This is a genomic window from Chelativorans sp. J32 (assembly GCF_000518985.1).
Taxonomy (GTDB): domain Bacteria; phylum Pseudomonadota; class Alphaproteobacteria; order Rhizobiales; family Rhizobiaceae; genus Chelativorans.
In genome coordinates, this window is record NZ_JAEQ01000001.1 from 254,570 (window position 1) to 276,742 (window position 22,173).

Annotated in this window: 27 protein-coding genes and 1 other RNA gene; 18 read left to right on the forward strand and 10 right to left on the reverse strand. The window is 63.1% G+C overall.

Annotated features, from left to right (window positions below):
- Nucleotides 1–4: 4 nt before the first annotated feature.
- The 5 genes from hrpB to phnF all read right to left on the reverse strand — a co-directional run bounded on the left by hrpB (nucleotide 5) and on the right by phnF (nucleotide 7,159).
- Nucleotides 5–2,470, reverse strand: a complete 2,466-nt coding sequence (hrpB, locus tag CHEJ32_RS0101285) for an ATP-dependent helicase HrpB (protein ID WP_028032211.1) — start codon at nucleotides 2,468–2,470, stop codon at nucleotides 5–7.
- A gap of 198 nt (nucleotides 2,471–2,668) precedes the next feature.
- Entirely contained in the window at nucleotides 2,669–3,310 is a 642-nt protein-coding gene (locus CHEJ32_RS0101290) for an ATP-binding cassette domain-containing protein (protein WP_028032212.1), read from the reverse strand.
- Nucleotides 3,311–3,314: 4 nt separating this feature from the next.
- Nucleotides 3,315–4,994, reverse strand: a complete 1,680-nt coding sequence (locus tag CHEJ32_RS0101295) for an ABC transporter permease (RefSeq protein ID WP_028032213.1) — start codon at nucleotides 4,992–4,994, stop codon at nucleotides 3,315–3,317.
- 103 nt (nucleotides 4,995–5,097) lie between these two features.
- A complete protein-coding gene (locus CHEJ32_RS0101300) occupies nucleotides 5,098–6,315 on the reverse strand; it encodes an ABC transporter substrate-binding protein (RefSeq protein WP_028032214.1) in 1,218 nt (405 codons plus the stop codon).
- Nucleotides 6,316–6,409: 94 nt separating this feature from the next.
- A complete protein-coding gene (phnF, locus tag CHEJ32_RS0101305) occupies nucleotides 6,410–7,159 on the reverse strand; it encodes a phosphonate metabolism transcriptional regulator PhnF (RefSeq protein ID WP_028032215.1) in 750 nt (249 codons plus the stop codon).
- Between the two features lie 108 nt (nucleotides 7,160–7,267).
- On the opposite strand from phnF, the gene phnG reads away from it, so the two are divergent.
- The 17 genes from phnG to CHEJ32_RS0101395 all read left to right on the forward strand — a co-directional run bounded on the left by phnG (nucleotide 7,268) and on the right by CHEJ32_RS0101395 (nucleotide 17,345).
- Nucleotides 7,268–7,723, forward strand: coding sequence for a phosphonate C-P lyase system protein PhnG (gene phnG / locus CHEJ32_RS0101310; protein ID WP_028032216.1), 456 nt, complete (start codon nucleotides 7,268–7,270; stop codon nucleotides 7,721–7,723).
- Entirely contained in the window at nucleotides 7,723–8,325 is a 603-nt protein-coding gene (gene phnH, locus CHEJ32_RS0101315; protein ID WP_028032217.1) for a phosphonate C-P lyase system protein PhnH, read from the forward strand. The genes phnG and phnH overlap by 1 nt, the downstream gene beginning before the upstream one ends.
- Before the next feature lie 2 nt (nucleotides 8,326–8,327).
- Nucleotides 8,328–9,440, forward strand: a complete 1,113-nt coding sequence (locus CHEJ32_RS0101320) for a carbon-phosphorus lyase complex subunit PhnI (protein WP_028032218.1) — start codon at nucleotides 8,328–8,330, stop codon at nucleotides 9,438–9,440.
- Nucleotides 9,437–10,345: an alpha-D-ribose 1-methylphosphonate 5-phosphate C-P-lyase PhnJ gene (locus tag CHEJ32_RS0101325; RefSeq protein WP_028032219.1), complete on the forward strand. Its 909-nt coding sequence runs from the start codon at nucleotides 9,437–9,439 to the stop codon at nucleotides 10,343–10,345. Before CHEJ32_RS0101320 ends, CHEJ32_RS0101325 begins: the two co-directional genes overlap by 4 nt.
- Nucleotides 10,342–11,118, forward strand: a complete 777-nt coding sequence (gene phnK, locus CHEJ32_RS0101330; RefSeq protein WP_028032220.1) for a phosphonate C-P lyase system protein PhnK — start codon at nucleotides 10,342–10,344, stop codon at nucleotides 11,116–11,118. The genes CHEJ32_RS0101325 and phnK overlap by 4 nt, the downstream gene beginning before the upstream one ends.
- Nucleotides 11,119–11,122: 4 nt before the next feature.
- Entirely contained in the window at nucleotides 11,123–11,830 is a 708-nt protein-coding gene (gene phnL / locus CHEJ32_RS0101335; protein WP_028032221.1) for a phosphonate C-P lyase system protein PhnL, read from the forward strand.
- Complete coding sequence (locus CHEJ32_RS0101340; RefSeq protein ID WP_028032222.1) at nucleotides 11,827–12,453, forward strand: DapH/DapD/GlmU-related protein; 627 nt, start codon at nucleotides 11,827–11,829, stop codon at nucleotides 12,451–12,453. Before phnL ends, CHEJ32_RS0101340 begins: the two co-directional genes overlap by 4 nt.
- 309 nt (nucleotides 12,454–12,762) lie before the next feature.
- Nucleotides 12,763–13,074 (forward strand): (2Fe-2S)-binding protein, encoded by a 312-nt coding sequence (locus CHEJ32_RS0101350; protein WP_028032223.1) that lies wholly within the window; start codon nucleotides 12,763–12,765, stop codon nucleotides 13,072–13,074.
- Nucleotides 13,040–13,525, forward strand: a complete 486-nt coding sequence (gene bfr, locus CHEJ32_RS0101355) for a bacterioferritin (protein ID WP_028032224.1) — start codon at nucleotides 13,040–13,042, stop codon at nucleotides 13,523–13,525. The genes CHEJ32_RS0101350 and bfr overlap by 35 nt, the downstream gene beginning before the upstream one ends.
- Nucleotides 13,526–13,683: 158 nt before the next feature.
- Complete coding sequence (locus CHEJ32_RS0101360) at nucleotides 13,684–14,040, forward strand: helix-turn-helix transcriptional regulator (protein WP_028032225.1); 357 nt, start codon at nucleotides 13,684–13,686, stop codon at nucleotides 14,038–14,040.
- Entirely contained in the window at nucleotides 14,037–14,507 is a 471-nt protein-coding gene (locus CHEJ32_RS0101365; RefSeq protein WP_028032226.1) for an SRPBCC domain-containing protein, read from the forward strand. Before CHEJ32_RS0101360 ends, CHEJ32_RS0101365 begins: the two co-directional genes overlap by 4 nt.
- A gap of 18 nt (nucleotides 14,508–14,525) precedes the next feature.
- A complete protein-coding gene (locus CHEJ32_RS0101370; RefSeq protein ID WP_028032227.1) occupies nucleotides 14,526–14,990 on the forward strand; it encodes an SRPBCC family protein in 465 nt (154 codons plus the stop codon).
- A gap of 17 nt (nucleotides 14,991–15,007) precedes the next feature.
- A complete protein-coding gene (locus tag CHEJ32_RS0101375; protein ID WP_028032228.1) occupies nucleotides 15,008–15,547 on the forward strand; it encodes an SRPBCC family protein in 540 nt (179 codons plus the stop codon).
- Nucleotides 15,548–15,600: 53 nt separating this feature from the next.
- Complete coding sequence (locus CHEJ32_RS23645) at nucleotides 15,601–16,125, forward strand: SRPBCC domain-containing protein (protein ID WP_051469313.1); 525 nt, start codon at nucleotides 15,601–15,603, stop codon at nucleotides 16,123–16,125.
- Nucleotides 16,112–16,576 (forward strand): SRPBCC domain-containing protein, encoded by a 465-nt coding sequence (locus tag CHEJ32_RS26045; protein WP_051469314.1) that lies wholly within the window; start codon nucleotides 16,112–16,114, stop codon nucleotides 16,574–16,576. The genes CHEJ32_RS23645 and CHEJ32_RS26045 overlap by 14 nt, the downstream gene beginning before the upstream one ends.
- Nucleotides 16,573–16,983 carry a VOC family protein gene (locus tag CHEJ32_RS0101390; protein WP_028032229.1) on the forward strand — a complete coding sequence of 137 codons (411 nt, stop codon included), beginning with the start codon at nucleotides 16,573–16,575 and terminating at the stop codon, nucleotides 16,981–16,983. The genes CHEJ32_RS26045 and CHEJ32_RS0101390 overlap by 4 nt, the downstream gene beginning before the upstream one ends.
- On the forward strand, nucleotides 16,980–17,345 hold the full coding sequence (locus tag CHEJ32_RS0101395) for a hypothetical protein (protein WP_028032230.1): 366 nt from the start codon (nucleotides 16,980–16,982) through the stop codon (nucleotides 17,343–17,345). The genes CHEJ32_RS0101390 and CHEJ32_RS0101395 overlap by 4 nt, the downstream gene beginning before the upstream one ends.
- On the opposite strand, the gene CHEJ32_RS0101400 is transcribed toward CHEJ32_RS0101395, so the two are convergent.
- The 5 genes from CHEJ32_RS0101400 to ffs all read right to left on the reverse strand — a co-directional run bounded on the left by CHEJ32_RS0101400 (nucleotide 17,346) and on the right by ffs (nucleotide 21,639).
- Nucleotides 17,346–17,867, reverse strand: coding sequence for a GNAT family N-acetyltransferase (locus CHEJ32_RS0101400; RefSeq protein WP_028032231.1), 522 nt, complete (start codon nucleotides 17,865–17,867; stop codon nucleotides 17,346–17,348).
- Nucleotides 17,864–19,102, reverse strand: coding sequence for a bifunctional phosphopantothenoylcysteine decarboxylase/phosphopantothenate--cysteine ligase CoaBC (gene coaBC, locus CHEJ32_RS0101405; RefSeq protein WP_028032232.1), 1,239 nt, complete (start codon nucleotides 19,100–19,102; stop codon nucleotides 17,864–17,866). The genes CHEJ32_RS0101400 and coaBC overlap by 4 nt, the downstream gene beginning before the upstream one ends.
- A gap of 175 nt (nucleotides 19,103–19,277) precedes the next feature.
- A complete protein-coding gene (locus CHEJ32_RS0101410; RefSeq protein WP_028032233.1) occupies nucleotides 19,278–19,601 on the reverse strand; it encodes a YbaB/EbfC family nucleoid-associated protein in 324 nt (107 codons plus the stop codon).
- A 12-nt stretch (nucleotides 19,602–19,613) separates the two neighbouring features.
- Nucleotides 19,614–21,434, reverse strand: a complete 1,821-nt coding sequence (locus tag CHEJ32_RS0101415; RefSeq protein WP_028032234.1) for a DNA polymerase III subunit gamma/tau — start codon at nucleotides 21,432–21,434, stop codon at nucleotides 19,614–19,616.
- A 107-nt stretch (nucleotides 21,435–21,541) separates the two neighbouring features.
- An RNA gene (gene ffs / locus CHEJ32_RS26540) (signal recognition particle sRNA small type) lies at nucleotides 21,542–21,639 on the reverse strand.
- Nucleotides 21,640–21,749: 110 nt separating this feature from the next.
- On the opposite strand from ffs, the gene CHEJ32_RS0101420 reads away from it, so the two are divergent.
- Nucleotides 21,750–22,169 (forward strand): HIT family protein, encoded by a 420-nt coding sequence (locus CHEJ32_RS0101420; protein ID WP_028032235.1) that lies wholly within the window; start codon nucleotides 21,750–21,752, stop codon nucleotides 22,167–22,169.
- Nucleotides 22,170–22,173: the final 4 nt, after the last annotated feature.

Sequence of the window (22,173 nt, forward strand, 5' to 3'; positions counted from 1 at the left end):
AGCATTATTTTTGCCGGGGCTTTGCGCGATTGGTCGGCGCCGCTTCGGCAGGATTTTCTGGCCAGACATGTTTGGGATAGCGCCCCCGCATGTCCGCCCTCACATCTGCCCAGGAGCCGCGCCAGAAACCCGGCAAGTCGCGCGTCTTCTGGATCGGCCGGTGGGCCGGGGAAAGCAGCTCCAGGGTAAGCGGAATGGCTTTGCCTACCGTCGGATGCTCCTTGAGCCCGAAAAGCTCCTGGACACGGATTGCAAGCACCGCCTCGCCGTTCTCGTAGCGGATGGGCAGGCGGCTTCCCGTCGGCGCTGTGAAATGGCTGGGCGTCTCGGCGTCGACCTTGCGCTGCAAGTCATAGGGCACGAGCGCCATCAATCCCTCCGCCAACGTATGGCCGGAAATGGCCGAAAGGGATGGCTCGCCCTTGAGATAGGGCAGCAGCCAATCTTCCAGCCGGGAAAGCAGCGCCTCCTCCGAGACGTCCGGCCATGGGCCGCCCTCGGCCGCATGCAGGAAGGAGAGGCGGGCGCGCACGCCCTCCGCCTCCTTGTTCCAGGGGAGGATGGCAAGTCCATGCGCTCTCACGGCGTCGATGATGGCACGGTCCGCCGCCTCGCCTTTCGGAGCGGGCAGGGCACGCTCTCCAAGCACGATGGCGCCTAGCCGGCGCGTCTCCCGCTGCCGCACGGTGCCCTTCTCCCGGTCGAAGATGGTTTCGGTCTGGGTCTCGATCCGATGGCTAAGACCCTCGACGACCTCCGCCTCGCTGATGGCCCCGGCGGCGGCAATACGGGCGTTGCGCGCCTGGCCCTGCAGGTCGGCCACGACGAGATAGGACTCGCGGGCGAGCCTTTCGGCCGGGTCGACCTGCCCGCCGCGTCCGTTGGCGAGTACGAAACGGCCATACTCCCCACGCGCCTTGGCCACGCGATCCGGCCATGCATGTAAAAGCAACGGGCCGGCCGCTGCTTGGACATCCTGCCTTTCGCCTCCAGCCGCCTCGGCCAAGCGGTCGGCGAGTGCCCGCGCCGCCTGGGCGCGCTGAGAACGGTCGGTGGCAAAGCGTGAAAGTCGCTCGTCGAGATCGATTCCGTTGCCGCCGAGGCCGCGTTCGGAGATGAGGACGGCAAGGCGCGCCGCCGCTTTGGCCTGGGCCTTTCCCGCAGCGACGGTCACCATATGCGCGAGCCGCACAGGAAGAGCCAGCCGCCGCATGGCAGCGCCTTCTGGTGTCAGCCTGCCCGCATCATCCAGCGCGCCGAGCGTTTTCAAAAGCGCCCGCGCTTCGTTCAGGGCCGGCTCGGGTGGGCGGTCAAGGAAAGCGAGCGTGGTCGGATCGGTGACGCCGAAGGCGGCGCAGTCCAGCAGAAGACCGGAGAGGTCGGCCTCCAGGATCTCCGGCGGTGTGAAGGCGGGCAGTGCCGCCGTCTGCTCCTTGCGCCAGAGCCTGAGCGCAATGCCCGGTGCCGTTCGGCCAGCCCGGCCTGCACGCTGGTCGGCTGAGGCGCGGGAAACGCGGACGGTTTCGAGCCGGGTGAGGCCTGTGTCCGGCTCGTATTTCGGAAGCCTTGAAAGCCCGCTGTCCACCACCGCCGTCACACCGTCAATGGTGACCGAGGTTTCGGCGATGGCCGTGGCGAGCACCACCTTGCGCCGGCCGGGCGGCGCTGGGCGGATGGCCGCGTCCTGCGCCGCGCCTTCGAGCCCACCATGCAGCGGCACGACGTCGACATTTCCGGGAAAGCGGCCCGCCAGAAGTGTCTCGGTGCGGGCGATCTCGCGCTGGCCCGGCAGAAAGGCGAGCACACTGCCGCTCTCCTCCGCCACGACCTGCCGCACCGCATTTGCTACTGCCTCCTCGATGGCCATATCAGGCGTGCGCTCGGCATAGCGGATTTCGACGGGAAAGCTGCGGCCTTCGCTCTCCAGCACCGGCGCGCCGTCCAGCAGGCTCGCCACCCGTGCACCGTCGAGCGTTGCCGACATGACGACAAGGCGCAGGTCCGGTCTCAGGGCTCCCTTCACGTCGAGCGCAAGCGCCAGCGCGAAGTCCCCGTCGAGCGAGCGCTCGTGGAATTCGTCGAAGATCACCGCCGAGACGCCATCCAGTGCCGGGTCATCAATGATCATGCGGCCGAGCACACCTTCGGTGACGACGAGGATGCGCGTGCGCGCGGAGATTTTCCGCTCCATACGCATGGCGTAGCCGACGGTGCCGCCGGGCTCTTCGCCCAGAAGCGCGGCCATGCGCCTTGCTGCAGCGCGGGCGGCGAGCCGCCGCGGCTCCAGAAGTACGATTCGGCCGGACAAACTCCATGATGCGTCCAATAGCGAAAGCGGCACGAGCGTGGTCTTGCCGGCACCGGGCGGGGCCACCAGCACGGCTTTCCCTTGCGCCTCCAGAGCCTCCTTCAGCGCTGGCAGCACGGCTGTCACGGGCAATTCGGGAAGAGGTCTAGTGCCGGCAGGCATTTGAACCCCCTCTTTTGCGCGCTAAAATTTTGAAATTGCGTTCTCCCGCACCAAGGGAGAGATAGCGCCGGCATCGACCTCTTCTCCAATTGCCGATGCGGGCGATCCGGAAAAGCGCTGGCGCGAGGTGCCTATTCTCCCCTTTCGCGGGGGAGAAAACGCAAGCGAGGGAGCCCGGCTTCCTGTTGTCCATCGCAATCATGAGCCGATCCGCACGATCTCGCCGCCCGCCGCTTCCGCATCCGCTTCGTCATGGGTGACGAGCAGCACCGGCAGGCCCCGTTCGCGCGCCTTGTCGAAAACGAGGGTGCGCATCTGCTGGCGCAGTTCCATGTCGAGCTTGGAAAAGGGTTCGTCCAAAAGCAACATGCGCGGGGCGGAAAGGAGCACCCGCGCGAGCGCCACGCGTGCCTTCTGCCCGCCGGAAAGCGTCGCGGGATCGCGATCTCCCATACCTGCAAGCCCCACACCTTCAAGAGCCGCTTCCGCCTGCGCCCTGCGCGCGGCTCGGCTCTTGAGGCTTTGGGGCAGGGCGAAGATCAGATTGCCCGCAACATCCATATGCGGAAAGAGCAGCGGGTCCTGGAAGAGGACACCGGCATGGCGCTCTTCCGCGGGCAAGGCCGTGATCTCGATGCCGTCTACCCATGCCCGGCCGGAAGCCCCGAAGGCCGGATCCAGGAAGCCGGCGAGATATGCGAGCAGGGACGACTTTCCGGAGCCCGAAGGGCCCATTACGGTGAGCACCTCACCCGGGGGCACCTCGCGCGTAAGCTCCACGAGCACGCGCCCGCCCAGCGCGATTTTCACGCCATCGAGAAAGAGTCCTTCTTCGCCCAAAGCTCTAAACCTGCATGCCGCGGAAGCGCCGGAATATCAGCGCCGGCACAAAGGTTGCAACGGCAAAGCCCATCATCGGCAAAAGCATCTGCCAGAAAGCATAGACGCCGATCACCCGACCATTGCCGCCGGAGGCGAGCGCGACCGCTTCGGTAGTCACGGTCGTGAGCCGTCCTGCGCCGACCAGAACCGTGGGGAGGTAAAGCCCTACCGAGACGGCGAAGCCCACTGCCGCCATGGTGAGAACGGCGCGCGTCATCACGGGCAGGCGCACGGAGAAGAAACGCCGTGCGCGGCCTTTCCCAAGGCTGGCCGCGATCCAGTCATAGCGGCGGTCGAAGGCATACCATGGTTCTTTGAGCGACAGATACGCGTAGGGCATGACGAAGACGAGATGCGCCAGAACCAGTGCGGGCAGAGTGGCGAGCACGCCCGCATAAATTAGCAAAAGCTGCAGACCGAATACGAACGCCACCTGCGGTACGAGCAGGGGCAGATAAAGCAAGGTGAGCGCCCCGCGCCCCGGCCTTCTCCCGGTCTCTTCCTCATGCATCAGGCAGAGGATCGCGAGCACGGAGGCAATGAGAGTGGAAAGAAGCCCGGCAAGGAGCGTCGTCTGCAGCGGCTCGAGGATCGAGGGAAGCATCCGCATCCAGGTCCTGAGCGTGAAGGAAGCGGGCAGCGCATCCGGAAACTGCCACAGCCCGGCGAATGACCAGAGTGCAAGGGTGGCAAGGCCTGCGAAGACGATGCCTGCCGAAAGGATCATCATTGCCAGTCCGGCTGCCCGCAGAAGCGCATCCTGGTTGAACCTCCATCCCCGGATGGCCGCGCGCTTCGAGAGTGCCGCCCCCAGCCGCTCTAGCCCCAGCCAGAAAGCGAGCGCCAGGCCTGTCACCGCAAGCTGCAGCAGCGCGCCCGCGCTGGCGAGGTACCGCATGGAAAGGTCCGGATCGTTCATCCAGGTTACCAGCCGCGCCGCAAGCGGCGCCGTCCGTGTCGGCCCAAGGATCATCGCCACATCCACGACCGAGGAGGCAAAGGCGATCACAGCGAAGACGGGCAACCGGATCTGTCGGTAGATGGCCGGCCAGCTGCCCAGCACGAAGCCCGCCACCCGGCCATAGCCTAGCGAAGCAGTCAGCATCCTGGTCTCGCGGAGCGGTACTTGAGGGAGGGCCGCAAGCGTCATGAGCAGGAGGAAGGGAATTTCCTTCACGACAAGTCCTGCCATCATGGAAAGGCCCATCGGGTCATTGACGATCAGCAGGTCCGGCGGTCTTTCCCAGCCCGTCATTTCCGGCGAGACGAGCCGCGCAAGCATGCCCGATGGCGCTATGAGGAAGGCGAGGGCGAAGGCCGCCGCAGCGTGCGGAAGCGAAAGGAGAGGAGAGACCAGATGCTGTACGCGGCCAAAGGCTCTCGTTCCCGCAAAACCCGCGACGAACAGCATGACGGCCAGGAGGGAAAGAAACGCAGTTACCACCCCGGCCACGAGGCTCAAACCTGCCGATATGAGGATGGCAGGCTCGGAGAAGAGGTCGCGGAGATGCGCGAGCGTGAACTTCATGCCGTCCAGCGCCGGCAGGAAGCCCAATGCCGGCAAGACCGTGCCGGCAAGCCCGAAGGCGATCGGCCCGGTGAGAAGGAGGATGGTGAGCGTGGGGCCCAGACGGTTCAGCATGGGCGGCGCTCACCATTGAACGATGGCTTAACCGGCAAGACCGGCCAGGATGAGGGAAGAGGCCGTGCCTGGACAGCACCGGGGATTGTCAGACCGCCGCTCTTCAATTCTCCGCCGTATAGCGCCGCTTCCATTCGTCCTCGATGCGCTCCATCCAGCTCGGATGCGGCTCGCCGAGCGCCGGGGCCAGCTCTTCCGGCTTCAGCGTCGCGACGCCGAGATCGATGGACGCAAAAGCCGCGCGTGCGTCCGGTTCCAGCTTGTCCATCGAAAGCACCGTCGGATCGCCCCAATAGGCTGGATCCTCCTTGCGAACCTGCGCTTCGGGCGAGATGAGGAAGTTCGCGGTCACCAGCGCGCCCGCCTTCGCATTCGCGTTGTAAGGTATTGCAACGAAATGTGTGTTGGCCAGCGTGCCGCCGGGGAAGGTGAAGGAACGCACGGTATCCGGCAGCTCTCCATTGGCGATCGCGCTCGAAGCTTCCGCCGGGTTGAACGCGAAGATGATATCGAGCTCCCCGTCCGCAAGAAGCTGCTTCATGGCGGGATAATTCTGCGGAAAGGCGCGTCCGCTGCGCCAGGCGACCTTGTGCAGAGCGTCGAGATAATCGGACAGCGGTTTCGTCGCCTCGGCAAAAATCTCCTCATCCACCGGCCTCTCCAGTACCGAGCGGTCGGCCTTCTCCAAGAGCACCTGTTTCAGGAAAGACGAGCCGGTAAAGTCCGGCGGTTGGGGATAGGAGAAGCGGCCGGGATTGGCTTCAGCCCAGGCGAGCAGTTCGTCGGCGTTGCGGGGCAGTTTTGCCGCTTCCATGCGAGCCGAGTCGTAGAAGAAGACGAGTTGTGCCATGCCCCACGGGCTCGCCAGTCCCTCGACGGGAATGGTGAAATCCGTTGTAATGGTAGGCTTGTTCTCGTAGTCCACATAGCGCCAGTTGGGCAGGTTTTCCGCCCAACCAGGAGAAAAGAGCAGGCCCCGCTCCTTCATCGCGGCAAAATTCTCGCCGTTGATCCAGACGAGATCAACCGATCCGCCTTGGTCGCGTCCTGCCGCCTTTTCCGCCACCACGGTTGCGACGGCATGGGCCGTGTCGTCCAGCTTCACGTGCTTCAGCGTGACCTTGTATCGCTTCTTCAGCTCGCCTGCCGCCCATTCGATATAGGCGTTGATGTTTTCCGCCCCGCCCCAGGCGTTGAAATAGACAGTCTGGCCCTGGGCTTGCTGAAGCACCTGGTCCCAGTCTGCGGGATCCACCTCTTCGGCATGCGCGGCAAAGCTCGCCGCGCAGGCAAGCGCGGCCGCGAGAAGTCGTTTCAGCACAGCAGCTTCCTCTTCCCGGACATCAGATGGATAGAGCACTGTCCCGGCAGTCAAATCAATGGAGGCTGTTCTCACAACGCCGTGAGACCGGCGATCATACCGTAAATCCAGCACCGCCCACTTGCAGTTCCACCCGGTCCGCGGAAAAGCGCGTCTCGGAGAATTGAATGGGTCGGCCCGACTGGTCCACATTGAAGCCGAGCGCCACCAGCACGATTGCACCGGGGGAAAGCTTCAATATTTCGAGATCGGCCGAATCGGCGTGTCGCGCCGAAATGGTGGTCGAACGGCGAAAGTAATCGCCCACATTGAAGTGCCGATACGCCATGGTGATGGAGCCGGTGCGGACGAAGTGCCGTTCAAAGCCCGGAAAGCGCTGCGCATCGAAATAGCTGCGAGCGCGTGAAATCGGCCGCCCGTCCGCTTCCGACATCGTCTCCAAGCGCAGCACCGGCGCGCCGACGACAAGCTCCAGCGCCTCCGCAACTGGAGCCGACGCGTCTTCATAGGCATGGTCGAGCAGCTTTCCGCGTAGATCCCGCGCCTGCCCCTCCAGTCCCGCCGAAAAGCGTGTACGCGAGCCGATAGGGTATGAAAGCCGCGGCTGCCGCACGACAAAAGTGCCGCGGCCCTGTTCGGAGCGCAGCACGCCCTCCTGGACCAGCGCCTGGATCGCTGTGCGCACGGTATGCCTGTTCACCCCGAAGCGCTCCGCGAGCGCCACCTCCGTGGGCAGACGACCCGTCTCATCTCCCAGTCCGGCGCCGATGCCCTGCCGGATCTGGTCGGCGATTTGCCGCCAAAGCGCCACGCCACTGCGTCGTTCGATGCTTGTTTCCGTCACTGCCCCGGCTCGCTGTCATTCGTCTGTCATGGACAATCGTTAGGGAGGTCCTATAATTCGTATAATTGTCTAGAGCAATAGACAAATTTGTGAGAAGGAAAGAGCGAGATGCGAGGAGAAGATGCGGGACTGCCCCGGCGCGAGGCCTTCGCAGTGCTGGCCGCGGCTCCGGAAGAGGCGCTGGTGCAGCTCTGGCGGGATAGCGGGCTCCCCGACGACGGGATGCTGCTGCGGGGACCCGAAACGGGCCTTGTGGCGTTGCGCGGGCGCGTCGGTGGAGGAGGATCACCTTTCAATTTCGGAGAGGCGACGGTGACGCGCGCCAGCGTCAAACTGCCCTCGGGGGAGATCGGCCATGCTTATGCGCTTGGCCGCGGCCGTGAAAAGGCACGGATTTCCGCCACCATCGACGCCTTGCGCCAGAAGGCGGAAATGGTCGCTGAAGTCGATCGCAAGATCCTGGAACCGCTTGCAAGGAATTTGCGCGAGCAGGACGAGCGCCGCCGGGCAGAGATCGCGGCCACCCGCGTCGAGTTCTTCACCATGACGAGGGGAGAGGATTGATGGATGCGATCAGCGTAGAAGGCGGCTTCGCCGCCCCGGTATTCGAGGCGCAGGCGACCTTTCGTGCAATTATGGATGCCATGGCCAGGCCGGGCACGGTGATCAGGAACCCGCGCCTGCCGCATCCCCCGGCGCCACTCACGCCGGAGGCTGGTGCTGTCGCGCTTGCCCTTTGCGATCCCGATACGCCCATCTGGCTCGACGCCGCGCTTCAAGAGGAAAACGCCGTCTCCGGCTGGCTCGGATTTCAGACGGGGGCGCCCATTCTGCGTGAACCGGCCGAAGCGGATTTTGTCTTCGCTGCAGATCCTGCCAACCTGCCGGCCTTCGAGAATTTCGCGCAAGGCAGTCAGGAATATCCCGACCGTTCTGCCACGCTCATTCTTCAGGTCGACAGCCTTACGGGCGGCGAAACGCTGAAGCTCGAAGGGCCCGGCATCGAGACCTTTGCCACGCTCGCTCCTCGCTCGCTCCCGCGGCATTTCGTCGAGCAGTGGGCGCAGAACCGCGCCCGCTTCCCGCGCGGGATAGATCTCATCCTGGTGAGCCGCGAAGGCCTGGCGGCCCTGCCGCGCACCACTCGAATCATCAAGGAGGGCTGAGCATGTATGTTGCCGTCAAAGCGGGCGAGGCCGCCATCCGCAACGCCCATCGGCTGCTTGCCCATCGGCGCCGCGGCGACCGCTCCGTCCCCTCGCTCACGCTGGAGCAGATCACCGAGCAGCTGGCTCTTGCCGTCGATCGGGTCATGGCCGAGGGCTCGCTCTACGACACGGGGCTCGCCGCGCTCGCCATCAAGCAGGCGCGCGGTGATATGATCGAGGCGATCTTCCTGTTGCGGGCCTATCGCACGACATTGCCGCGCTTTGGCTATTCCCGGCCGCTCGACACGGCGAAGATGTTGGTGGAGCGGCGCGTTTCCGCCACCTACAAGGATCTGCCGGGCGGACAAGTGCTGGGTCCCACCTTCGATTACACGCACCGCCTGCTCGATCCGGAACTTGCGGCCGACGCAGAGCCGGAAGCGCCGGTGACCCGCGAGCCGGAGGGAGATGGGATGCCGCGCGTGAGCGAGATCCTGGCTCACGAAGGGCTCATCGAAGAGGATGGCACGCTGACGAAGGCCGAGGAGCCTGCCGATATCACACGCACGCCGCCGGAATTTCCCCAGGGGCGGGACGCGCGCCTGCAGGCGCTTTCTCGCGGCGATGAAGGCTTTCTGCTGGCGCTCGGCTATTCGACGCAGCGGGGCTACGGCCGCAACCATCCTTTTGTCGGCGAGGTCCGGATTGGCGAGGTCGAGATCGAGCTGGACGTGCCGGAGCTTGATTTTCCGGTGCCGCTCGGCCGCATACGGGTCACCGAATGCCAGATGGTCAACCAGTTCAAGGGTTCGATGAAGGTGCCGCCGCAGTTCACGCGCGGCTACGGCCTCGTCTTCGGCCAATCGGAGCGCAAGGCCATGGCGATGGCGCTCTGCGATCGTGCACTGCGGGCGGCGGAACTGGGTGAGGACATCGTTGCGCCCGCGCAGGACGAGGAGTTCGTCATTTCCCATTCCGACAACGTGCAGGCGACGGGCTTCGTCGAGCATTTGAAGCTGCCGCACTATGTGGATTTCCAGGCCGAACTCGGCCTTGTGCGCCAGATGCGGCGGGAATTCGAGGAGCGCCGCCAGGCCGCAGATCAGGCAGAACGCAAGGAGGCCGCCGAATGAGCGCTTCGGCCCAGAACATCGCCCAGTACAATTTCGCCTATCTGGACGAGCAGACCAAGCGGATGATCCGGCGGGCGATCCTCAAGGCCATCGCCATCCCAGGTTACCAGGTGCCGTTCGCCAGCCGTGAGATGCCAATGCCCTATGGCTGGGGCACGGGCGGCGTGCAGGTGACCGCCTCCATTATCGGCCCCGAAGACGTGCTCAAGGTCATCGACCAGGGTGCGGACGACACCACCAACGCCGTCTCCATCCGCGCCTTCTTCCAGAAGGTGGCAAATGTCGAGGTGACCACGGAAACGCGCAAGGCCACGATCATCCAGACGCGCCACCGTATCCCGGAGGAGCCGCTCAAGGCCGGCCAGGTGCTCGTCTATCAGGTGCCGATTCCGGAGCCGCTGCGCTTCCTCGAACCGCGCGAGACCGAGACGCGCAAGATGCACGCGCTCGAGGAATACGGGCTCATGCATGTGAAGCTCTACGAGGACATCGCCCGTCACGGCCACATCGCCACCACCTTCGCCTATCCGGTGAAGGTCGAAGGCCGCTACATCATGGACCCGTCGCCCACGCCGAAGTTCGACAATCCGAAGATGCATATGTCGCCGGCGCTCCAGCTCTTCGGCGCCGGGCGTGAGAAGCGCATCTATGCCGTTCCGCCCTTCAGCCGCGTGGTGAGCCTCGATTTTGAGGATCACCCCTTCGAGGTGCAGAAATTCAGCGAGCCCTGCGCGCTGTGCGGCGCAACCGGCGTGTATCTGGATGAGGTGATTTTGGATGACCGCGGCGGCCACATGTATGTGTGCTCCGACACGGATTATTGCGAAAAGCGGCAGGCGGACGGACATAACGGGCCGCAGCAACGGACCATGCCTGCCGGCGCTCTCGCGGAGGAAAATCGATGACTGACGAACCCCTTCTCTCCGTCCGTTCGCTCTCGAAATTTTACGGCAACCGGATCGGCTGCGCCGACGTGACCTTTGACCTCTGGCCGGGCGAAGTGCTCGCCGTGGTGGGCGAATCGGGCTCGGGAAAGACCACGCTGCTCAATTGCCTTTCCACACGGCTCCTGCCCACGGCAGGCATCGTCTCCTATCGCATGCGCGACGGCGCGTTCCGCGACCTCTACCGCATGAGCGAGGCGGAACGGCGATTCCTGATGCGCACGGACTGGGGATTTGTGCACCAGAACCCGGCCGACGGCCTGCGTATGACCGTCTCGGCCGGCGCCAATGTGGGCGAGCGGCTGATGGCTTTGGGCGAGAGGCACTATGGCCGCATCCGCAGCACGGCAGTCGATTGGCTGGGTCGTGTCGAAATCGCCGAGGATCGCGTGGACGATCAGCCGCGCGCCTTCTCCGGCGGCATGCGCCAGCGCCTGCAGATCGCCCGCAATCTCGTCACCGGCCCACGCCTGGTCTTCATGGACGAACCCACTGGCGGCCTCGACGTTTCCGTACAGGCCCGCCTGCTCGATCTCCTGCGCGGGCTCGTCCAGGACATGGAACTTGCCGCGATCGTGGTCACCCATGATCTGGCCGTGGCGCGGCTCCTTTCCCACCGCATCATGGTGATGAAGGAAGGCCATGTGGTCGAGACCGGCCTCACCGACCGGGTGTTGGACGACCCGCAGGCACCCTACACCCAGCTTCTCGTTTCCTCGATCCTGCAGGTGTGAACCGATGGCCACTCCGCTCGTTGTTTCGGAACTTTCCAAAAGCTTCACCATGCATCTGCAGGGCGGTATCCGCCTTCCCGTAGTGGAGGATGTCTCCTTCGCGGTGCGCGCCGGCCAATGCGCCGTGCTGGGCGGGCCGTCGGGCGCGGGCAAGAGCTCGATCCTGAAGATGGCCTATGGCAATTACTGCGCGGACTCAGGCCAGATTATCGTCACGCATCGCGGCGACCTGATCGATCTCGTCTCGGCAGACCCGCGAACCGTCATGGCGGTTCGGCGCGAAACCATCGGCTATGTGAGCCAGTTCCTGCGCGTCGTGCCGCGCGTTCCCACCCTCGATATCGTTGCCGAGCCGTTGCTGGCGGCCGGCGAGACGCAAGAGGCCGCACGGGAGCACGCAGCGGCCGTGCTTGCCCGGCTCAACCTTCCGAAAAGGCTATGGGCGCTTCCGCCGGCCACCTTCTCGGGCGGCGAGCAACAGCGCGTGAACATAGCGCGGGGGTTCATCACCGCTCATCCCATCCTGCTGCTCGATGAACCCACCGCCTCCCTCGATAAGGCCAACAGGCAGGTGGTGATCGAGATGATCGCCGAAAAGAAGGCTTCCGGCACTGCGCTTCTTGGCATCTTTCATGACCAGGAAGTGCGCGAGGCGGTGGCCGATCATGTCGTCGACGTCACCGAATTTGCACCGAAAAGGGCTGCCGCATGAGTATCAAACAGGCGAAGCTTTCCGAAGCGCCAACCATCGATCCGACCGCCGAAGTGTCCAATTCCATTCTCGGCCGCTACACCGAGATCGGCGCGCGCACCCGCCTGCACGAGAGCGAGCTGGGCGACTATTCCTATATCGTGCAGGATTGCGGCGTCTGGTGCGCCGTGATCGGCAAATTTTCCAACATCGCTGCCGCCACGCGCATCAACGCGACGAACCACCCGACCTGGCGGGCGACGCTTCACCACTTCACTTACCGTGCCTCGGACTATTGGGATGATGCCGAGCACGAAGGCGAGTTCTTCGAATGGCGGCGCAAGAACGCCGTCCATATCGGCCACGACACCTGGCTCGGCCACGGCTCGACCATTCTGCCCGGCGTCACCGTCGGAGACGGCGCGGTGATAGGGGCCGGCGCAGTGGTGTCGAAGGATGTCGCATCCTACACCATCGTCGGCGGCGTTCCGGCGCGCGTCATACGGCCGCGTTTCGAGCGGCGGGTGGCAGAGCGCATGCAGGCACTTGCTTGGTGGGACTGGGACCATCAGCGCCTGAGGGCTGCTCTGGATGACTTCCGCAACCTTTCGGCAGAGGCCTTTCTGGAGAAGTATGAGGGCTGACGGCAACCGCCCCTCTGCTACGGCATAGCCTTCAGGCTTCATCCGGCCACCGGCAAGGGCCGATCTTTACCTAAGTCTTCAACTATGAGCCTGATAGTCAACTTTGTGTTGACATACCGCCCGTTGAAACGCTTTTATGCGGCCGATCCGAGGAATGCGTCCTTTGATGTCTGGGCCTTGAACCCTTTCGATTGAAGAACGCCGACCGGCAAGAGCTGCTTCATGCGGTTTGTGCGGAAGGCACTTCAGGGTCTTAAGGTCCCATCGGGCACAAGCCCCGGAGCTTGCTCCTGACCGGACTTTCGTATCATGCTCGTTTGCCACTGCAATCTCATCACACAAAAGGAAATCGAGGCGGCTATCGTCGCGATGCTCGATGAGGATCCTTGGCAACTCATCGTTCCGGCCAAGGTTTATCATGCTATGGCCAAGCGCGGGCGGTGCTGCGGCTGCTTCCCGAACGTGGTTGAAACCATCATTCGGGTAACCGAAAATTATCACCGCACTGCCGATACTGGCGATGAGAAGATCGTGACATATTTGGATCGTGTCCGCGCTTTGCGTGATAAATTTGGGAGCAAATTCAGTGAAAGGCGATACAAGGGTCATCGAGCGGCTTAACGAAGCTCTCTTTCTGGAGCTTGGCGCCGTCAATCAATATTGGCTGCATTACAGACTGCTGGAAGACTGGGGGTACACCAAGCTCGCCCAGAAGGAACGGGCTGAATCGATCGAGGAGATGCACCACGCCGACAAGCTCGTCGCGCGCATCATCTTCCTGGAGGGCCATCCGAACCTGCAGACGCTTGCGCCATTGCGCATCGGCCAGAACGTCAAGGAAGTGCTGGAGGCCGATCTGGCCGGCGAATACGACGCGCGCAATTCCTACAAGCGTTCGCGCGAGATCTGCCACGAGGCCGGCGATTATATTTCGATGAAGCTCTTCGAGGAGCTTCTGGCGGACGAAGAGGGACACATCGACTTCCTTGAGACGCAGCTACAATTGCTCGACGCCATCGGAGAAGAGAAATACGGCCTCCTGAACGCGGATTCGGCGAAGGACGCGGAATAAACCAGTCGTTTCTCCCTGAAGAAAAGGCGGCCTCGGAGCCGCCTTTTTTCGTGCCGGATATCGGCCCGAAAAGCTGGAGCTGGCTTTTGGGACTCCCGATACGAAAAATCCTCAACCTTTCGGTTGACTAATCTGGAACTCGCGCTATTTTCAACCATATGGTTGAGCAACATCCGGCAGTTCTGGATTCGATCTTTCACGCGCTGTCGGATTCGACCCGGCGCGCGATGTTGCGCGAACTGGCGGATGGTGAGCGCAGCATCGGCGAGCTTGCCGCTCCGTTCGACATGTCGTTTGCGGGCGCGTCTAAGCATGTAAAAGTGCTGGAACAGGCGGGGCTTGTGCGCCGCCGCGTCGCCGGTCGTACGCATTATTGCCGGCTCGAAGCGGCCCGTCTTGCGGAAGCGGAGGCCTGGCTGCGCTATTACGAGCGTTTCTGGAACCGGAGCCTCGATACGCTGGAGGCGCTGCTGCGCGCCGAGGATGAACGAGCGAGGGAGGAGAAGAGGAAATGACTGCCGGAAGCTTCGCCGTGACGGTGACGCGGCACTTCGATTTCTCGGCCGAGCGCGTGTTCGATGCCTGGCTCGATCCCTTGAAGATTCGTGCCTGGTCGGAAATGGCGCTCAACGAATCCGGCCTTACGGCCGATATCCGCCGTGTGGAGGTGGATGCACGCGTGGGCGGTCGTTTCACCTTCTCCGACATGCGGCCGGAGGGTGAGGCAATCCATTGGGGCACCTATCTGGTCATCGACCGCCCGCGGAAACTCGTCTTCACCTGGTTCACCTCCGATGAGGAGGAGCGCGAGAACGATTCCACCGTGACCATCACCTTGCAGCCGGATGGCCCGGGCTGCCTCGTCACGCTCGTCCACGAGATGAATCCGAAGTGGGCCGAATATGCCAGGCAGACGGAAAAGGGCTGGAGCACGATGCTCGCCCAGATCGGGAAGCTGCTGGGCGGCTCGGCTGAGGGTTAGGATCGAAGGGAGACAGATATGGGGATCGACCCGCGCGCGAAGGCGGAAATGCTCATCCGCAGACCCGTTTCGGAGGTATTCGACGCCTTCGTAGACCCTGAGATCACGTCTAAATTCTGGTTCACTGGCGGCAGCGGCAGGCTTGAAGAGGGAAAGACCGTGACTTGGGAATGGGGAATGTATGGATTCTCCATACCGGTACAAGCCAAGGCGATTGAGGAGAACAGGCGCATCCTCATCGACTGGCCCGGAGGCGAGGACCTGACCGAAGTCGAGTGGGTTTTCACGCCGCGCCCTGATGGCTCGACCTTCGTCAGCATCACCAATTCGGGTTTCGTGGGCGATGACGCGGAGCGCGTGGAACAAGCCATCGGGTCCACCGAAGGCTTCTCGTTCGTGCTTGCCGGCTTGAAGGCCTATCTGGAGCACGGCGTTCAACTGAACCTTGTCGCCGACCGCTTCCCGGATGGCCTGGGCGCATAATTCGGGAGGCCCTTCCAATGCCAGGTTTCACGACGATGGGCGAGGTGATCGCCCCTGGTGCAGTCCGTATCGAGCGGGTGCTGCCCGGCTCGCCCGAGCGTCTTTGGGAATATCTCACGAACTCGGAAAAGCGCCGGCTTTGGCTGGCCGCAGGCGAAATGGAGCTGTTTCCGGGCGGCGGGGTCGAACTTCTGTTCCGCCACCGCGAACTTTCTGCGGAGCCCACGCCCGACCGGTATAAGGATATGGAGACCCGCCCTGCCATGCTCGGCGAGGTGATCGAATGCGATCCGCCGCGTCTTCTCACCTATAGCTGGCCGGGCGATGGAGGAAAGAGCGAAGTCACCTTCGAACTTTTTCCCGAAGGGCCGAACGTGCGGCTGGTCCTCACGCATCGCCGCCTGCCGGATACAGACCAGATGATCAGCGTCGCCAGCGGCTGGGAGGCGCATCTGGGGATTCTGGAGGACCAGCTTTCCGGCAGGCCGCCGCGTGGCTTCTGGTCCACCCATGCCGCCCTGGAAAAGGAATACTCCGTCAAGTTCAGCGCTCACTAGTGCATCCCGGATGCGTCTCGACGGACGCTCGGCTTAGCCCATGGGAGGAGACAATGACCGAGAAAGGCATATTGATCGAGGAGAAGGCGGCGCGCTTCGAACGCGTGCTTCCGGGCCCGATCGAACGGGTTTGGGAGCACCTGACCGGTTCCGAGCACCTGCCGCTGTGGTTCGGCGGGAGCGGCATGAAATACGAGATTGAGGGAGGGGAAGGCGGAAAGGTCGACTTGGCCAACGGCCATGTCCGTGGCGTGGTCACGCGATGGGAACCGCCGAGCCTCCTCTCCTATACCTGGAACCTTTCGGGACCGCACGGAGAGCGTCTTCCGGAATCCTTCCTCACCTTCGAACTGCAGCCGCGGGAAGATGGCGAGGTGCTTCTCGTCCTCACGCATCGACCGATCGGCAAGCCCTTCCAGCCCTATACGCTGATGGGCTGGCATACCTTCCTCGATCTCCTTGCCGCCCTGCTTCGCGGTGAAGAGCTGGAAAATTCCGACGAAGCGATGCGGCGCAACGGTGCGCTCTATGGCGTCGAGAACCCGATGCATGGACCGGCCCAAAATGAAGGCGCCTGAGCATTCCATTTCATTGGCGCGGGTTTTCGCGGCCCCGCCGGAAGCACTCTACGCCGCCTTCACGGATCCGGCGGTGATGCGCCGCTGGATGGGCACCAAGGTGGAAGCCGACATCCGCATCGGCGGCCGCTATCGCATCGAGAACGATGATGGCGAGGGCGGCGTTTTCTTCCATGTGGGCGAATACCTGGTGCTTGAGCCGCATCATCGCATTCGTCAGAGCTTTCGTGCCGGCTTCAGCGAGCCGGAGCTCTCCGGACCTAGCCCCTACGTGAACGAGTTCTTCGAGGTCACGCTGCGGCCGGTAGGCGAAGACCAGACTGAGCTTACGCTCGTCAATGGATGGGATGGCGACGGGCTAAATACAGAAGCCACGGACAGCGTGCGCGAGGGCTGGTCTCACTGGCTCGATCAACTGGCCGAGGCCGTCGCAAAACAGGAGCAAGCATGACAGAGCAGATTGCACCTTTTCTGATGTTCGAGGGGCGGGCAGAGGAAGCGATGCGCTTCTACCTCTCGGTCGTCACGAATTCGCGGATCGATTGGATGGAGCGCTATGGGCCGGGAGAGCAGGGGGCGGACGGCTCGGTGAAGCTGGCGCATTTTACGCTGGGCGGCCGCACCTTCATGTGCATGGACAGCCCCGTTTCTCATGGCTTCACCTTTACGCCCTCGATTTCCCTTTTCCTGACATGCGACACGGCGGAAGAGGTTGACGAGATTTTCGGCAAGCTTTCGGAAGGGGGCGCGATCCTGATGCCGCTCGATACCTATCCTTTCAGTCCGAGATTCGGCTGGTGCAACGACCGATTCGGCGTGTCGTGGCAGGTCACTCTTCCGGTAAGGGAGAATTTTTGATGCCAAAATTCGAAGGCGGGCGAAACATCGCCATGAAGGTGCCGCCGCATCAATACGAAGCGACGGTGCGCTTCTACAAGGACGTGCTTGGTCTCGAACAGATCGAGGAACTCCTGCCGGCTGTAGGTTTCCGTTTCGGTTCGAACCAGCTCTGGATCGATCGAGTCCCGGGCATGAGCCAGGCAGAGCTCTGGCTGGAAATCGTGACGGATGACACGAACAAAGCTGCAGAGCATCTTGCCGCGGCAGGGATCGTACGCTGTGACGAAATCGAGAACCTGGGCCGGAACTTCGACGGCTTCTGGATTTCGAGCCCGGCATCCATCGTCCATCTGGTGGATGGAAAGCCCGGCTCGTGGTGATCAGCCGCGGCGCAGGATCACCGTCGGATGGTCTTGATAAGTCGTTTGGATGGTTTCGGTGAACCCGAGCCGCCGGGCAAGCTTAAGGGAGGCTTCGTTCTCCACGTCGATTATGCATGAAAAGACTGCACCCGGATATGTCGGGCCGGCCCAGGAGAACACGGCCTCCATCGCCTCTTGCGCGAAACCTTGGCCGTGCACCCGGGGCAAAAGCATCCAGCCGGCCTCGATCGTGCCGTCGAGGGATGGCTGGATTTCGCGCCGCCGCTCCAGGAGACCCACTTCACCAATCAGGCTGTTCGTCGCTTTCTCTTCCACAACCCACATGCCGTAACCGCAAAGCTTCCACATGCCGTGAAACTGCATGATCCGGCTCCACGCCTGCTCACGGTTCATGCTGGTTCGGCTGGTGAAGCGGGTTACACCCTGGTCGCACCAGAGCCTATGATAGGCTTCTAGATCTTCCGGCCGATGCCCGCGCAGGATTAGCCGTTCTGTTTCAAGCTTGGGTATGCCGCTCACTTGTCACCTCTAGAGCACAGCAGGTCCGCTACTTTCGCCGCAAGCCGCTGCGCTACATCGTCCTTTCTCGCCTCCGGCCATTCCTCTACTTCCTCGCGGCTTACGAGATGGACGCGGTTGCGGTCGCCCCCCATGACACCACCGACGCCGATCCCGCTGTCGTGCGAAACGTCGTTGGCCACGATGATATCGGCGCGCTTTTTGGCGAGCTTCGCGCGGGCGTTCTCGACGACATTCTGCGTTTCGGCAGCAAAGCCGATCACGAGGTGCGGTCGCCTTTCGTGGTGGCCGATACCGGCCAGGATGTCGGGATTTTCCGCAAGCTTGAGGGCAGGCGGGTTCGCGCCCTTCTCCTTTTTGATCTTTTCGCCGGCTTCGGACAGCGGGCGCCAATCGGCAACCGCGGCGACGAAGATGCCTGCATCGGCTGGCAGAAGAGCTTCCACAGCGTCGCGCATTTGGCGTGCAGTCTCCACATGGACCGTCGCGACACCCTTCGGGTCCGGAATGGTCACCGGGCCGGAAACGAGGTGAACCTCCGCCCCCAGCTCCGCAAGTGCTGCGGCGATCGCATGCCCCTGTTTACCGGACGAGCGGTTGGCGATGTAACGGACTGGATCGATCGGCTCGTGCGTCGGCCCCGAGGTGACGATGATTTTTTTGCCGGCGAGCGGCCTTTCCCCGCCGCCATTGAGAAGGTCTTCGACGGCGGCCACGATCTCCAGCGGCTCGGCCATCCGGCCTTCGCCCGCCTCGCCGCTTTCGGCCATCTCGCCGCGGTTGGGCCCGACGAAGTGCACGCCGTCAGCCTCCAGGGTGGCGCGATTGCGGCGCGTCGCCGGGTGCATCCACATTCGCGGGTTCATGGCAGGCGCCATTAGGACCGGCTTGTCGGTGGCGAGCAGCACCGCCGAGGCAAGATCGTTGACAAGCCCGGTTGCGAGCTTTGCCATCAGGTCGGCAGTCGCGGGCGCCACGACGATCAGGTCGGCCTCCCGCGACAGCCGGATATGGCCGACATCCTGCTCGTCCTGCCGGTCGAAGAGATCGGTGAAGACGTGATCCGCCGAAAGCGCACCGACCGAAAGGGGGGTGACGAATTCCTGCGCGGCCTGTGTCATCACGCAGCGCACCTTTACTCCGCGCTCTCGGAGCCTGCGGATGAGGTCGAGGCACTTATAAGCGGCGATTCCGCCGCCAATAATGAGGAGGATGCGCTTCCCGGAAAGGCTCAACGGATATTCCTCTATGCCCGTGCAATCAGAGCATAGGATATGGCCGAAATCCGAGGGATTGAAAAGCGCTGCTGCTCTTGAGCTTAACGCACACAGGGCACTCCCTGATTTGGCGAAATCAATCGAGTGCTCCTCATTTGCGTTTGCCGCATCATCTGCGGCTCTCGGGAACCGCTCAGAACGGCAGCTTCATTCCCGGAGGCAGCGGCAGGCCGGCAGTCATTTCCTGCGTCCTCTGCTGAATCGTCTGCTCGACCTTGCTCTTCGCGTCGTTATGCGCCGCAAGGATCAGGTCTTCCAGGATCTCCACCTCCCCTTCCTTGAAGAGCGAGGGGTCGATCTGAAGTTTCTTCATCTCGAACTTACCGGTAAGCGTCACCTTGACCGCGCCGCCGCCGGATTGGCCTTCCGCTTCCAATTGGGCAATCTCTTCCTGCATGGCCTGGAACTTGGCCTGCATTTCCTTCGCTTTGCCCATAAGGTTCATCAGGTCACGCATCATTTTCTCCAATCAGAGATCATCATCGTCGTCATCGCCAAGGTCCGGCTCGGGCGGAGCGCCATCGGCTTGCTCCGCGTCAACCGCGTCGGGTATCCGCACGTCAAGGATGCGTGCGCCCGGAAAGCTTTGCAGGATGGCGGCTACCGTAGGGTCTGCACGGGCATCGGCAAGCGCTGTCTCGCGCCGTCCCGTCTCCTCCTCGGCCAATGTCTTGCTGCCCGGCTCGTTGGAAAGCGAGACGATCCAGCGCCTCCCCGTCCATTTCTGCAGCCGGTTGGTGAGGTCGCCCAGCAACGTCTTGGGGGCATCTTCCGTGAGATTGACCGAAAGTCTTCCGGGCTCGATCTGCACCAGCCGCACGCAGCGCTTGAACTGCACCTTGAAGGCGATATCACGGTTGGCGTCCGCCAATTCCGCGATATCGGACAGCGATTTCACCGGAACGCTCGGCGCCTCGGCTTCCACTGGGGCCGATTGCGGAGGCGCGGCATATTCCGCCGGCGAAGTCTGGATCAGCCGCATGGTCTGTCCGCCGCCGCTCGAAGACATGCGTTGGGTCGAGACGGCCTGGACGCCGCCATTGCCCGTGGGCATGGAGGGAGCTGGTGCGGGCGAACCCATTGACGGTCGTCCACCCCCATTCCCAGTAGGCATATCCTCCAGCGCCTTCAGCGCTTCGTCGAGCGTTGGGAGGTGCGCCGCATGTGCGATACGGATCAGCACCATCTCGCCCGCCGCGATGGGCCGGCTCGATCCCTGCACTTCCTGAATGCCCTTCAAGAGCATCTGCCAGGTGCGCGAGAGAACGCGTACCGATAGATTTTTGGAAAATTCCAGCCCGCGCGTCCGCTCTTCCTGCGAAAGCGACCCGTCGTTCGCCGCCTCCGGCACGAAGCGCATGCGCGTGACGAGATGGTTGAACTCAGCGAGATCGGTAAGCACAGCGGCCGGATCCGCTCCGGCGTCGTATTGCGCGCGATATTCGGCAAGTGCCGCGGCTACGTCGCCCTTCATGAGGTGCTCGAACAGATCGATGACGCGCGCACGATCGGCAAGCCCCAGCATGTCGCGCACGGTTTCCGCCGTCACCCGACCGGAGGAATGGGCGATCGCCTGGTCGAAGATGGACTGCGCGTCACGCATCGAGCCTTCCGCGGCGCGTGCGATCGCCGCCAGCGCCTCGTCGTCTGCCTCCACGCCTTCCAGATTTCCGATGTGAGCCAGGTGCTGCTTGATGAGCGCAGCATCGATGCGTCTCAAATCGAAGCGCTGGCAGCGCGAGAGGATCGTGATGGGAACCTTGCGAATCTCGGTGGTGGCGAAGATGAATTTGACGTGCGGCGGCGGCTCCTCCAGCGTCTTCAACAGGCCGTTGAAGGCCTGGTTGGAAAGCATGTGCACTTCGTCGATGATATAGACCTTGTAGCGCGCCGAGACGGGTGCGTAACGCACCTGCTCGATGATCTCGCGGATGTCGTCAATGCCGGTATGCGACGCCGCGTCCATCTCGATCACGTCGACATGGCGGCCTTCCAGGATCGCCTCGCAATGGTCCCCGGGCACGGAGAGGTCGATCGACGGAAGGTCCACCAGATCCGTCTTGTAATTCAGTGCGCGAGCGAGAATGCGGGCGGTCGTGGTCTTGCCCACGCCGCGCACGCCGGTCAGCATCCAGGCCTGTGCGATGCGGCCCGCGGCGAAAGCGTTGGTAAGCGTGCGGACCATCGGCTCCTGGCCGATGAGTTGGGAGAAGTCGCGGGGGCGGTATTTGCGCGCGAGCACGCGATAGGCGCCGGTCTTGCCTCCTGCCGTCTGCGCGACATCGTTCATCTGCTCGTCCACGCTCCCGTGATGATGGCCTCGACGGCGAAGTCCTCGCCCGACGGCGAGTTTCCCCTTGGAGGGGGAGCTGCGTCAATGGGCAGCGGGAAGGAAAGGTGGGAGGCTGGCACGGCGACCCGTGCCGGAGCTCGTTAGGGCTGCTTCCTTCCGGACCTGACCCGGTTGGCGAGTGGCGCGTCCACCACCAACCTCCCGTACCCCATATCGTCAATCCGGAGGCCAAATGCAAGCCGCGATTCAAGGAAAAGCTTGCAGGTCCAAGTGCGCCACTCTAGCTTCTCGCTGAAGCAGGAGAGGAAGGCAATGCTGCCCGGCAATAAGGGAGGATTTGTTCTCGATTCGCGGTTGGAAGGGGAGAGCATTCCCGTAGCGTGGCTCGGCTTGTGCGAGCTGCGCCTGCGCGATGAGCGGCGCTGGCCTTGGCTGCTTCTTGTCCCTCAGCGGCCGGGCATAGAGGAGGTGCACGATCTGACCCCGCTCGATCAGGCAATGCTCAGCTTCGAGACCAATCTGGTATCGAAGGCTCTCAAGGATCTGACGGGCTGCACCAAGATCAACTGCGGGGCGCTGGGCAACATCGTGCGCCAGCTTCACATCCATATTATCGCCCGCACCGAGGGCGACGATGCCTGGCCCGGTCCGGTCTGGGGCTACGGCGCGCGCGAGCCGTACCGTCGCGAGGAGCTCCACCAGCTCGCCGAGAAGATCAAAAGCGGACTTTAGCCAG